The 12,564-nt window shown below is 72.0% G+C and carries 10 protein-coding genes and 1 pseudogene; 8 read left to right on the top strand and 3 right to left on the bottom strand.

What is annotated here, in order from left to right; genetic code table 11:
• Nucleotides 1-53 precede the first annotated feature (53 nt).
• The 4 genes from BMZ82_RS18880 to BMZ82_RS18865 all read left to right on the top strand — a co-directional run bounded on the left by BMZ82_RS18880 (nucleotide 54) and on the right by BMZ82_RS18865 (nucleotide 4,226).
• Nucleotides 54-890, top strand: coding sequence for an undecaprenyl-diphosphate phosphatase (locus BMZ82_RS18880; protein ID WP_093777260.1), 837 nt, complete (start codon nucleotides 54-56; stop codon nucleotides 888-890).
• A gap of 167 nt (nucleotides 891-1,057) precedes the next feature.
• Nucleotides 1,058-1,735, top strand: coding sequence for a FadR/GntR family transcriptional regulator (locus BMZ82_RS18875; protein ID WP_093777258.1), 678 nt, complete (start codon nucleotides 1,058-1,060; stop codon nucleotides 1,733-1,735).
• Nucleotides 1,732-3,171 (top strand): amino acid permease, encoded by a 1,440-nt coding sequence (locus tag BMZ82_RS18870; RefSeq protein WP_093777256.1) that lies wholly within the window; start codon nucleotides 1,732-1,734, stop codon nucleotides 3,169-3,171. Before BMZ82_RS18875 ends, BMZ82_RS18870 begins: the two co-directional genes overlap by 4 nt.
• A gap of 44 nt (nucleotides 3,172-3,215) precedes the next feature.
• Nucleotides 3,216-4,226 (top strand): asparaginase, encoded by a 1,011-nt coding sequence (locus tag BMZ82_RS18865; RefSeq protein WP_093777254.1) that lies wholly within the window; start codon nucleotides 3,216-3,218, stop codon nucleotides 4,224-4,226.
• Between the two features lie 164 nt (nucleotides 4,227-4,390).
• Here the strand turns inward: BMZ82_RS18865 and BMZ82_RS40745 are convergent, their stop codons facing one another.
• Nucleotides 4,391-4,531, bottom strand: a complete 141-nt coding sequence (locus tag BMZ82_RS40745; protein WP_177244554.1) for a hypothetical protein — start codon at nucleotides 4,529-4,531, stop codon at nucleotides 4,391-4,393.
• A 134-nt stretch (nucleotides 4,532-4,665) separates the two neighbouring features.
• On the opposite strand from BMZ82_RS40745, the gene aspA reads away from it, so the two are divergent.
• From aspA to BMZ82_RS41875, 4 genes and pseudogenes are all read left to right on the top strand, one after another.
• Complete coding sequence (aspA, locus tag BMZ82_RS18860; protein ID WP_093777253.1) at nucleotides 4,666-6,078, top strand: aspartate ammonia-lyase; 1,413 nt, start codon at nucleotides 4,666-4,668, stop codon at nucleotides 6,076-6,078.
• A 75-nt stretch (nucleotides 6,079-6,153) separates the two neighbouring features.
• Nucleotides 6,154-7,083, top strand: a complete 930-nt coding sequence (locus tag BMZ82_RS18855; protein WP_371271259.1) for a glutaminase — start codon at nucleotides 6,154-6,156, stop codon at nucleotides 7,081-7,083.
• A 160-nt stretch (nucleotides 7,084-7,243) separates the two neighbouring features.
• Nucleotides 7,244-8,659, top strand: a complete 1,416-nt coding sequence (mptB, locus tag BMZ82_RS18850; RefSeq protein ID WP_093777249.1) for a polyprenol phosphomannose-dependent alpha 1,6 mannosyltransferase MptB — start codon at nucleotides 7,244-7,246, stop codon at nucleotides 8,657-8,659.
• Nucleotides 8,656-9,555: pseudogene (locus BMZ82_RS41875) on the top strand (glycosyltransferase family 87 protein); the annotation flags it as partial. The gene mptB and the pseudogene BMZ82_RS41875, both read left to right, overlap by 4 nt.
• A gap of 224 nt (nucleotides 9,556-9,779) precedes the next feature.
• Here the strand turns inward: BMZ82_RS41875 and BMZ82_RS18840 are convergent.
• Together BMZ82_RS18840 and rho are read right to left on the bottom strand one after the other, a co-directional pair.
• On the bottom strand, nucleotides 9,780-11,081 hold the full coding sequence (locus tag BMZ82_RS18840; RefSeq protein WP_256251988.1) for a D-alanyl-D-alanine carboxypeptidase family protein: 1,302 nt from the start codon (nucleotides 11,079-11,081) through the stop codon (nucleotides 9,780-9,782).
• A gap of 130 nt (nucleotides 11,082-11,211) precedes the next feature.
• Complete coding sequence (gene rho / locus BMZ82_RS18835; RefSeq protein WP_093777245.1) at nucleotides 11,212-12,351, bottom strand: transcription termination factor Rho; 1,140 nt, start codon at nucleotides 12,349-12,351, stop codon at nucleotides 11,212-11,214.
• Nucleotides 12,352-12,564 lie beyond the last annotated feature (213 nt).

Raw genomic sequence — 12,564 nt, 5'->3', positions numbered from 1 at the left:
ACCGGACCGTCTACAACGTTGTCGACCGATTCGTCTTCTCAGAACTGGATCCCATGAGCGCCATCTCCGTCGGCCAAGCCGTCGTCCTCGGAGCCGTCGAGGGAGTGACCGAGTTCCTCCCCGTCTCCTCGACCGGACACCTGAAGATCACCGAAGGCCTGATGAACATCCCGGTCGACGACGACGCCGTCGTCGGCTTCTCGGCCGTGATCCAGGTCGGGGCGATCGCCGCCGTGCTGGTGTACTTCCGCAAGGACATCGTGCGGATCGTGTCGGCCTGGTTCCGGGGACTGCGCGACCGCGGGGAACGCCACCACCACGACTACAAGTTCGCCTGGTGGGTGATCTACGCGACGATCCCGATCGTCGTCGTGGGCCTCGCCGCCAAGCCGCTCATCGAGGGGCCGCTGGCCTCCCTGTGGGTGGTCGCGGGCTCGCTGATCGTCGGCAGCGGTGTGATGTGGGCGGCCGACCAGATGGGCCGCCACAAGCGCGGCGAGGACGACACCTCGTTCAAGGACGCGATGCTCGTCGGCAGTTCCCAGATCCTGGCGCTGCTCTTCCCCGGCTTCTCCCGCTCCGGCGCCACCATGTCCACCGCGCTCATCCTCGACCTGGACCGGGTCGCCGCCACCCGCCTGTCGTTCTTCCTCGGCATCCCCGCCCTGACGGGCGCCGGGATCTACGAGCTGAAGGACGCCCTGGGCACCGGCGCGGGCGCGGCGCCGCTGGTCGTCGGCACGGCCGTGTCCTTCGTCGTCGCCTACGCGTCCATCGCCTGGCTGCTGAAGTTCGTCGCCAAGCACTCCTTCAACGCGTTCGTCGTCTACCGCATCGTCGTCGGCCTGGCGCTGTTCGGACTGCTGGCCACCGGGGTCCTCGCCGGCTGAGCACCGAAAACCCCGCAGGGGGCGAGGCGTTGCCATTCAGGCCGCCCGCCCCCTGAATTTTTGTTTTCAGTTTGTCTTGACAGCGACCTTCGGCCACCCGCAGGATCACTCCCGTGAACCTGTCAGACAGCCAGACAGGTGGCTCGGCACCGCGGCGCGTCAGCGCGATGGAAGCGGTCCTCACCCACCTCCGCGTCGCCATCGAGCGCGGTGAGTACGCCATCGGCGACAAGCTCCCCTCCGAGGCGGAGCTCTGCCGAACCCTCGAGGTGTCCCGGCCCGTCCTGCGCGAGGCCCTGCGCGCGCTGCAGACCATGGGCCTGACGGTCGCCAAGACCGGCAAGGGCACCTTCGTGATCGCGAACACCGTCGAGGACCCCACCTTCGGCGACTACGCGGCCAGCGACCTGCTGGAGGTGCGCCGGCACGTCGAGATCCCGGTCGCCGGGTACGCGGCGCTGCGCCGCACCCCCGAGAACCTGGACCACCTGGCGCACCTCCTGGACCGCATGGAGCGGGAGACGGACACCACCGCGTGGGTCGCGATGGACAGCCTCTTCCACCTGACCGTCGCCGAGTCCGCCCAGAACCCGGTGTTCCGCCGGGTCATCGAGGAGATCCGGGACGCGCTGGCGCGTCAGTCCGCCTTCCTCAACGAACTGGGCGGGCGGCGCGAGCAGTCCAACCGCGAGCACCGGGCGATCGTCGAGGCCCTGATCGACGGTTCCGAACCCGACGCGGTGGAGGCGATGAGCCATCACCTCGACCGCGTCGAGACCACCCTCACCGACATCGTGCGCGCCCCGCGCACGCACTCCCCCCTGGAAGGCGGACCCGCGGCGTGAGCGACCAGCACCTCGAAGACGAGACGCGCACCTCCCCCCGTCACGTCGACGCCGGAGACGAGGGCTACAGCAAGTCGCTGAAGTCCCGGCACGTCAACATGATCGCCATCGGCGGAGCCATCGGCACCGGCCTCTTCCTCGGCGCCGGCGGCCGCCTCGCCGACGCCGGACCCTCCCTCTTCATCGCCTACGCGGTCTGCGGAGTCTTCGCCTTCCTCGTCGTGCGCGCCCTCGGCGAACTCGTCCTGTACCGCCCGTCCTCCGGCGCGTTCGTGTCGTACGCCCGGGAGTTCCTCGGCGAGAAGGGCGCGTACACGGCCGGCTGGATGTACTTCCTGAACTGGGCCACCACCGGCATCGCCGACATCACCGCGGTCGCCACCTACACCCACTACTGGGGCATGTTCTCCGACATCCCCCAGTGGGTGATCGCGCTGATCGCCCTGGCCGTGGTCCTCACCGTGAACCTGATCTCGGTGAAGATCTTCGGCGAGCTGGAGTTCTGGTTCGCCATCGTGAAGGTCAGCGCGCTGGTGATCTTCATGTGCATCGGCATCTTCCTGCTGGTCACCCAGCACCCCGTCGACGGCACGACCCCCGGCCCGTCCCTCATCACCGACAACGGCGGCATCTTCCCCAACGGCCTGCTGCCCATGCTGCTGATCATCCAGGGCGTCGTCTTCGCCTACGCCTCGGTCGAACTCGTCGGCGTCGCGGCGGGCGAGACGCAGAACCCCGAGAAGATCATGCCGAAGGCGATCAACTCGATCATGTGGCGCGTCGGCCTGTTCTACGTCGGCTCGGTCGTCCTGCTGTCGATGCTGATGCCGTGGAACAAGTACACGTCCGGCGAGAGCCCCTTCGTGACGGTCCTGTCCAACATCGGCATCCCGGCGGCGGGCGGCGTGATGAACCTGGTGGTGCTCACCGCCGCCATGTCGTCCCTGAACTCCGGCCTGTACTCCACCGGCCGCATCCTGCGCTCCATGGCCATGTCGGGCTCCGCCCCCAGGTTCACCGGCGTGATGAGCCGCAGCCAGGTCCCGTACGGCGGCATCCTGCTCACCAGCGGGATCTGCGTCCTCGGCGTCGGCCTGAACTTCGTCGTCCCGGCGGACGCCTTCGAGATCGTCCTCAACTTCGCGGCGCTCGGCATCATCTCCACCTGGGGCATGATCATGATCTGTCACCTCCTCTTCTGGCAGAAGACCCAGAAGGGCGAGCTGACGCGCCCGAGCTACCAGCTCCCGGGCTCCCCCTGGACCGAACTCGTCACGCTGTTCTTCCTCGCCTCGGTCCTGGTCCTCATGTACGCCGACGGCGGCGCCGGACGCACCACCGTGCTGTGCCTGCCGCTGATCGTCGCCGCGCTGGTCGCCGGCTGGTACGCCATCCGCCGCAACCGCGCCCGTACGGCGGCCAAGGCCGACGCGTGACCCCGGCGCCGCTCCCCGACACCCCACCCGAGACCCAGGCAGTGATGTACGGCAGTTCCCTCGCCCAGGCGCCCGCGATCCGCGAACCCCGCCACGCACCCGTCGCCCAGCTCGTGCGCGGCGGGGTGACCGAGGGGATCCACTACGGCTCCGTCGTCGTCCTCGGCGCGGGCGGCGAGGTCGAGTTCCAGCTCGGCGACATCGAGGCCGCGTGCTACCCGCGCTCGGCGCTCAAGCCCGTCCAGGCCGTCGCCATGCTGCGGGCCGGGCTGCCGCTCGAAGGCGAGCTGCTCTCGCTCGCCGCCGCCAGCCACTCCGGCGAGGAACGCCACCTCGCCGGGGCCCGGCGGATCCTCGAACTGGGCGGTGTCACGGAGGACGACCTGCGCAACGTGCCGGACCTGCCGTACGGCCCGGCGGTCCGCGACGCGTGGATACGGGAGGGCCGCGAGCCCTCCCGGCTGGCCCAGAACTGCTCCGGCAAGCACGCGGCCATGCTGTACACGTGCGTGCTCAACGGCTGGTCCCTCGACGGTTACCTCGACCCGGGGCACCCGCTCCAGCAGGCGATAGCCGAGATCGTCGAGGACCTCACCGGGCAGCGGATCGCCCGGGTCACCGTCGACGGGTGCGGCGCCCCGCTCTTCTCCGTCTCCCTGCACGGCCTCGCCCGGGCCGTCGCCCGCATCACCACGGCGGCCCCCGGCACCCCGGAGGCCCGCGTCGCGGACGCCATGCGCGACCACGCCGAGATGGCCTCCGGCGCCGGCCGGGACGTCGCCGCCCTGATGCGGGCCGTCCCCGGCCTCCTGGCCAAGGACGGCTTCGAGGGCGTCGGGGTCGCCGCCCTCCCCGACGGCCGGGCGGTCGCCGTCAAGATCTCCGACGGCGCGAACCGCGCCCGCGTCCCGGTGACGGCGGCGGCCCTCGCCCGAGCGGGCGTGGACCCCGCCCTCCTCACCGAATTCAAGGGCGAGCCCCTCCTCGGCGGCGGCCAACCAGTCGGCCACATCCACCCAACCCAAACCCTCGACCCGGCCGGTCCCAGCACCTGACCCACACGAACCAACGCGGCCGCTGCGCCGGTGCCCTTCCGGCCGGTCGGACACCGGGAGCCGTCCGGCGACCGGCCGTCACGGCCGGTCGCCGGTCGGACGGCCCACCGCCACCCTGCCGGTCGGACCGTCACCGCCGGTCGTCGGGCGGGGCCGTCGGGCCGTCACCGTCGTCCGGTCGGGACCGGCTCGGCGTCCACCGGGCAGGTGCGCGGCCACAGCGAGGTTGTCGCCCTGGAGGTGCCGTCCAGCCGCTGGATCAGCGGGGCTGTCGGCACCGCCGAGTGGACCGGGGACGTGTCCATCGGGGGCGTCGGCCGTCTGGGCCGGCCACCGGGGGTGCCGCGGTCGCCGTTCGGCCCTACCGGCCGAGTCGGGCCCCCGTCGGACGTCAGTCATCCTCTTCTCGCCCTCACCCTCAGAAAGAGGCCGTGCTCTCATGACCGTCGCTGTCAGCCGTAGCGAACACGATCTGCTCGGTGATCGGGATGTTCCCGTCGACGCGTACTGGGGTGTTCACACCCTGCGTGCCACGGAGAACTTTCCGATCACCGGGACGCCGATCTCCGCCTACCCGCACCTCATCGACGCCCTCGCCGCAGTCAAGGAGGCCGCCGCACTCGCCAACGAGGAGCTTGGTCTGCTGGCGCCGGACAAGGCGGCCGCCATCGTCGCCGCCTGCCGTGAGATCCGGGCCGGAAAGCTGCACGACCAGTTCGTCGTGGACGTCATCCAGGGTGGCGCCGGCACCTCGACGAACATGAACGCCAACGAGGTCGTCGCCAACCGTGCGCTGGAGCTGCTCGGCCACGCGAAGGGGCAGTACGAGCATCTGCATCCCAACGAGGACGTCAACCTGGGCCAGTCCACCAACGACGTCTACCCGACCGCCGTCAAGATAGCGACCGTCTTCGCCGTACGTGGACTGCTCAAGGCGATGTCCGTACTCCAGGACGCGTTCGCCCGTAAGGCCGTCGAATTCCGTGACGTGCTCAAGATGGGCCGTACACAGTTGCAGGACGCGGTCCCCATGACGCTCGGTCAAGAATTCTCCGCATATGCCGTCATGATTGACGAGGACCGCAACCGTCTTGACGAGGCAGTCCAGTTGATCCATGAGATCAACCTGGGCGCCACGGCCATCGGCACCGGCCTCAACGCCCCCGCCGGATACGCCGAGTCGGCCCGCCGCCACCTCGCCGAGATCACCGGACTGCCCCTCGTGACCGCCGCGAACCTGGTCGAAGCCACCCAGGACTGCGGTGCGTTCGTCCAGATGTCGGGCGTGCTCAAGCGGGTCGCCGTCAAGCTCTCGAAGAGCTGCAACGACCTGCGACTGCTGTCCTCCGGGCCGCGCGCCGGCCTCGGCGAGATCAACCTGCCGCCCGTGCAGGCCGGTTCGTCCATCATGCCCGGCAAGGTCAACCCGGTGATCCCCGAGGTCGTCAACCAGGTCGCCTTCGAGGTGATCGGCAACGACGTCACCATCACCATGGCGGCCGAGGCCGGACAGCTCCAGCTCAACGCCTTCGAGCCGATCATCCTGCACTCGCTGTCGGAGTCCATCACTCACCTACGGGCGGCCTGCCTGACCCTCGCCGAGCGCTGCGTGGAAGGGATCACCGCCAACACCGACGCCCTGCGCGCGAGCGTGGAGAACTCCATCGGCCTGGTCACCGCCCTCAACCCGCACATCGGATACACGGCGGCCACCGACATCGCCAAGGAGGCCCTCGCCACCGGCCGCGGCGTCGCCGAACTCGTCCTGGAGAAGGGCCTGTTGCCCGCCGAACGACTCGCCGACCTATTGCGCCCGGAGATCCTCGCAGGCAGCGGAACACCGGTGTCCTGACCGGCAGACGTCCGACCGGCAGGCGTCCGACCTGCGGCGACGCGCCAGAACCGGCGCGGAGGGAGAATAGTGATCATGACAATGACGTCGTCCCGTACCTTCCAGCCGGTCCTGGAGCGGATAGCCGCGGAACTCGCCCTGGCCCCCGGCCGGGGCCGCCCCGCCGACTACATCCCGGCCCTCGCGGCCCGCGACCCGCGCAGCTTCGGCATGGCCGTCGCCGAACCGGACGGCACGGTGTACGGCGTGGGGGACTGGCGGGAGCCGTTCTCCGCCCAGTCGCTCACCAAGGTCTTCACCCTCGCCCTCGTCCTGGACCGCGAGGGCGACGCGCTCTGGGAGCACGTGGGCCGCGAACCCTCGGGCAACCCCTTCAACTCCCTGGTCCAGTTGGAGTACGAGAACGGCATCCCGCGCAACCCGTTCATCAACGCCGGCGCGCTGGTGGTCACCGACCGCCTCCACACCCGTACCGGGGACGCGGCCGGTGAACTCCTCGCGTTCCTGCGCGCCGAGAGCGGCAACCCCACGCTCGGCTTCGACGAGGACGTCGCCGCCTCCGAGTCCGCGCACGGCGACCGCAACGCCGCCCTCGCCCATTTCATGGCGTCCTACGGCAACATCGACAACGACGTACCGGTCCTCCTCGACCAGTACTTCCGCCAGTGCTCCCTCACCGCGTCCTGCGCCGACCTCGCGCTGGCCACCGGCTTCCTCGCCCGGCCCGGCATCCGCGCCGACGGCACCCGGCTGCTCACCCGCAGCCAGGCCAAGCAGGTCAACGCGGTGATGCTGACCTGCGGCACGTACGACGCGGCCGGTGAGTTCGCCTACCGGGTCGGCCTGCCCGGCAAGAGCGGCGTGGGCGGCGGCATCATCGCCGTCGTACCGGGCCGCTGCACGCTGTGCGTATGGAGCCCGGGCCTGGACGAACACGGCAACTCGGTGGCGGGAGTCGCCGCCCTGGACCGGTTCACCACCCTGACCGGCCTGTCCGTGTTCTGAACCCGCAGGTGTACGGAACCCGCAGGTGTCCTGAACCCGCAGGTGTCCTGAACCCGCAGGTGTACTGAACCGCTCCCGCTCACACGCCGGTCACGCGCAGGCCGCCGCCCGGAAGGCGGGACGTCGCTCTCCGGCCACCCGGCGTTGACACCATGACGGAGTGTTGGCCAAGGCATTTCCCATCGATCTCCGTCGCTGTCAGGTGCTGGGCCTGGCCGGCACGGCCTGTCTCGCGCTCGGCGGTGAGACGGCCGGCGCGCTGCCCGCCCGCGAGCTGCTGGCTCCGTCGTCGGTGCACGCCGCGCTCGGTCTGGTCGGCGTGTACTGCGGACTGGCGCTGCTGACCACGGCCTGGGTCCTGCTGGGCCGACTGGTGCGCGGCACGGATCCGCCGACGCCGCGCGCCCTCGTCCTGGTCCTCGTCGTCTGGGCGGCGCCGCTGCTGATCGCACCCCCGCTGTTCAGCCGGGACGTGTACAGCTACCTGGCCCAGGGCGCCATGGTGGACGCCCATCTCGACGTGTACACGCACGGTCCGGCCCGGCTCGGCGGCCCGCTCGCCGACGAGGTCGCCCCGCTGTGGCGGCACACCGGAGCCCCGTACGGCCCCGTCTTCCTCGCCCTCGCCGGGGCGCTGGCCGGTGTGACCCGGGGCGCGCTGCCCGCCGGGCTGTTCGGCATGCGGTGCGTCGCGGTGATCGGGGTGGCGCTGATGACGGCCGCCCTGCCCCGGATCGCCCGGCACTGCGGCGCGGACCCGGCCGCCGCGCTGTGGCTCGGCGCCCTCAACCCGCTGGTGCTGCTGCACCTGGTGGCCGGCGCCCACAACGACGCGATCATGCTCGGCCTGCTCGGCGTCGGCCTGGTCGCCGCGCTCGGCCGCCGACCGGTGGCGGCAGCCGTCCTGATCACTCTCGCCGCCCTGGTCAAGGCACCCGCCGCGCTGGGCCTCGTCGCGGTCGTGGTCCTGCAACTGCGGGCCGGCCGCCGCCCGGTCCCGGCCCTGCTGACGACGGGGGCCGCGACCGCCGTCACCACGGTCGCGGCGACCGCCGTCGCGGGCACCGGATACGGCTGGATAGGAGCCCTGGACACCCCCGTCTCCGCACAGAACTGGGCGCTCACCAGCCTGTTCGGCCGCGCCACCCGCGCCCTCCTCGAACACCTCGACAGCGACCTGGCGCCCCTCGCGATCCCGGTCTGGCACCTGCTGGGGCTCGCGGTGACGGCCGTCGCCCTCGTCGTCATCTGGTGGCGGCTGCGCCCGCGTCCGGTGTACGCGCTCGGACTGAGCCTCGCCGCGGTCGCCGCGTTCGGCCCGGCGATCCGCCCCTGGTACGCGCTGTGGGGCCTGTTCCTCATCGCCGCGGCGGCCCCCGACGCCCCCGACACCCTGATACGGCACCGTACGGCGGCCGTGGCGGGCGTCCTCGCCCTCGCCGTCCTGCCCGACGGCGGGCCCGCCGACACCGGCCGCCTGATGCTCGCCGTCTCCGGCGTCGCCCTCGCCGTGGTCGTCCTGTGGCAGGCCCACCTCGCGGCACAGGCACCGAACGCCCTGGGAGGGACGGCATGAGACCGACAGCCGTCCGGGGCCTGAAACCGCCCGGCACCGACCGCGGCCGCCTTCTGCTGCTGCTCACGCTCGCCACCCTCGTCGCCGTCTTCACCGCCACGGTTCCGCTGCTGCGTGACTGGTTCGATCTGCGCGTCTACTACGGCACCGTCAACAGTTGGATCCACGACGGCGGACGCGTCTACGACTACCGGGTGCCGGGCACGTCGTACGGCTTCACCTACCCGCCGTTCGCGGCCGTCGTCATGCTGCCGATGGCGCTGGTCGGCCTGCGCACCGCGATCCTCACCGCCCTGCTGCTCAACCTGGCGGCGCTGGCCGTCGTCGCGCGCGTGCTGGTCGGGCCGCGCAGGCGGCGCCACGGCTGGTACGGCGTCGGCCTCGCCGCCTGCGCCCTCGCCCTATTCGAACCGCTGCGCGACACCTTCAGCTTCGGCCAGGTCAACCTGCTGCTCCTGGCCCTCGTCCTGGTCGACGCCTGGCTGCTGACGACCGGCCGGACCCGCTGGGCGGGGGTCGGTATCGGGCTGGCGGCGGCGGTGAAGCTGACGCCCGCGCTCTTCATCGGCCTGCTGCTGGTCACCCGCCGTTGGCGGGAGGCGGCCGTGGCCACGGCCGTGGCGGCCGCCGCCACGGCGTTCGCGGCCCTGGTCGCCCCGGACGCCTCACGCTTCTACTGGACGGACGCCCTGTGGGACACGAGCCGGGTGGGCCGGCTCGACTACGTCTCCAACCAGTCGCTCCAGGGCGTCCTGGCCCGGCTGGGCGTGGAGAGCCGCGCGGTGTGGGGGGTGCTGGTCCTGGCGGTGCTGTGCTGGTGGGCGTGGCGGGCCCGGCGCGCGGTGGCCGTGGGGGACTGGCAGGCGGCGTTCGCCCTCACCGGCCTCACCGCCTGCCTGGTCAGTCCCGTCACCTGGGTGCACCACCTGGTCTGGCTGCTGCCGTCGTTCGCCGTGCTGATCCGCGCGGGGCGCCGACGCGTCGCGGGCGTCCTCTACGCGGTGCTGTGCACCAGCGTGGTGTGGCTGTGGTTCCACGACGCGTCGGGCGTCGACGGCTTCCTCGGCAGCAACGCCTACACCTGGATCACGCTCGGTCTGCTCCTGTGGCTGCCGGTCGGTCACCTGTCCGACGGGCGGCGGCCCGTGAGCCGCAGTACGAGTGCCACGGCGGCCCCGCCGAGCCCGGCGACGCCCGCGATCAGCGCCGCCGCCGACCAGCCCGACCAGCCCGACCAGCCGCCGGTGTCGTCGACGGCGGTCGCCGCCGGGGCGGGTGCCGACGCGGCCACCGGAGCCGACCGTTCCGGGAGGATCGGGCCGGGTCCCGGCTGAGGACGCCGGACGGGCTGCGGGCGCGCCGGTGCCCGCAGCCCGTCCAGCGAGCCCACCGCGTCGACCCGCCCGGCGGCCGCGAACCCCCAGTCCAGCAGCTCGCGCGCCTCCTCGTAGACGGTGAACCCGCCGCCCGCCTGCGGGTTCATCACCGTCACGACGAGGGTGCGGCCGCCGTGGCGGGCGGCGGCGACGAGGGTGTTGCCGGCGTTGCTGGTGTAGCCGTTCTTGATCCCGATCAGCCCCGGATACGGCTCGACGCCGTCCGCCCCGGTCAGCAGCCGGTTGGTGTTCGCGATCCCGTACGACCCGCCCCCGTCGCCGGGGAAGCTGGCCTCCGCGGTGCCGCAGTACCGCGCGAAGTCCGCGTTGCGCAGCCCCGCCCGCCCGAACACGGCCAGGTCGTACGCCGACGACACCTGGCCCGGCGTGTCGTACCCGTCGGGCGACCGCACCTGCGTGTCCAGGGCGCCCAGGGACCGCGCCTTGGCCTGCATCCGGACGGCCGCGACGTCCCAGCCGCCGCTGAGCGCCGCGAGGACGTGCACGGCGTCGTTGCCGGAGTTGAGGAACACCCCGCGCCACAGGTCGGCGACCTGGTACGTGTGTCCCTCGGCGACGCCGACGAGGCTGCTGCCGGGCCCGATGCCCATCAGCTCCTCCTCGCTCACCCGGTGCCGTAGACCGCCGGGCAGGGTCGGCAGCACCGTGAGCGCGAAGAGGGTCTTCAGCGTGCTGGCGGGGGGCAGTCTGCGGTGCGCGTTCGACGCGGCGAGCACCTCGCCGGTGCCCGCGTCGGCCACCAGCCACGACAGGGCGGAGACGTCCGGCACCTCGGGGCTGTCCCGGTGCGGTCTGACCTGCGTGCCGGACCGGTACAGCAGGGACGGCAGCGGCGCCAGCACCCGTGGCCCACCGGGTCCGCCGGGACCGCCGGGCACGGCGAGGCCGCCGGGCGCCGGTGCCGCGGGGTCCGCGTCGGCGAAGGAGGCCACGGCGGTGGGGGCGGCGGGCCCGAGGGCCAGAGCGCCGGCCACGCAGAACGCGCAGGCCGCCACAGCAGCCCGGGAAGAGAATCCGATCGTCATATGATCAACGTAGGAACGAACCGGGCATTCCCCGCGCTGCCCGTGCCGAACAGCCACCCGCGAGCACCCGGATGCCACACGCCGTACGTCATACCTCGGGCGTCGTACCTCGTACGTCATACATGGTGTGTCAGGCGGCGGGCAGCGTCGGCTGGATGCGCCGCAGGAAGGTCGCGTTGTCCGGGGTCGCGCGCATCCGCTCCAGGAGCGTCTCCAGGTTCGCGTGGCCGTCCCGGGTCTGAAGAGCCCGGCGCAGGCCGCGCGTGGCGGTCAACTCGCCGGGGGAGAGCAGGAGTTCCTCGCGGCGGGTGCCGGAGGTGTTGATGTCGAGGGCCGGGAAGACGCGCCGGGAGGCGGTTTCGCGGTCGAGGCGGAGCTCCATGTTGCCGGTGCTCTTCAGTTCCTCGAAGTAGAAGTCGTCGGCGCGGGAGCCGGTTTCGACCAGGGCGGTGGCGAGGACGGTGAGCGAGCCGCCCTCCTCGGCCGCCCGCGCGGCGCCGAAGAACCGCTTGGGGCCGATCAGCGCGGTGGCGTCGACGCCACCGCTGAGGGTGCGGCCCCCGGCGGCGGCCGCGTTGTTGTGGGCCCGGCACAGCCGGGTCAGCGAGTCGAGCAGGATGACGACGTCCTCGCCCGCCTCGACGAGCCGCTTGGCCCGCTCGATGACGAGTTCGGCGAGGGCGATGTGCTGCTTGGGCGTCCGGTCGAACGTCGACGCGTACACCTCGCCGCGCACGGAGCGCCGCATGTCGGTGACCTCCTCGGGCCGCTCGTCGAGCAGCACGACCATCAACCGCGCCTCGGGATGGTTGCCGGCGACAGCGGCGGCGAACTGCTGGAGCAGTACGGTCTTGCCGGTCTTCGGCGGGGCGACGATCAGCCCGCGCTGGCCCTTGCCGACGGGCGCGAGGAGATCGGCGACCCGTCCGGCGAGCCCGGCCGCCGGGTGTTCCAGACGGAGCCGCTCGTGGGGGTGCAGGGGGGTGAGGTCGCGGAAGTGACGGCGCGCGTGCGGCGCGTCGGGCGTACGGCCGTTGACGCGCGCGATCTCGGTCAGGGCACGCTGGGTGCCGCGCACGCCTTCGACGAGGTCGCCCTTGCGCAGGCCGTGACGGCGGATCAGCGCGGCCGGGACCTGGAGGTCGGCGGCCGTGGCCAGGAGGTCCGCGGGGCGCAACTGCCCCTTCCCGCTCGCGTCGACGTCGAGGACGCCGGCGGCGACCCGGGCCGGAGACTGCTGCACCGGGGGGTGTTCGAGAGTGGTGGTCATGAGGGTGGTTGTCCTTTCACGGACGGAAGCCATGAGCCAGGAGGCTTGAGCCACAAGGCATGAGGCATGAGGCATGTGGAGAGGGGGAGCGGCCGCGAAGGGAGGGCGCTCGGCGCACCTCGTGCGGCGGGAACAGCACCTCGGCCACGGCGGAACCGCGCCGGGCGGCGAGATGATGCGGGAAAGCCGATGCACCGGCCGGAAAGAGGCGGG

This window comes from Streptomyces sp. yr375, from assembly GCF_900110755.1.
Classification (GTDB): domain Bacteria; phylum Actinomycetota; class Actinomycetes; order Streptomycetales; family Streptomycetaceae; genus Streptomyces.
This window is presented reverse-complemented; position numbering and strand designations above follow the sequence as displayed.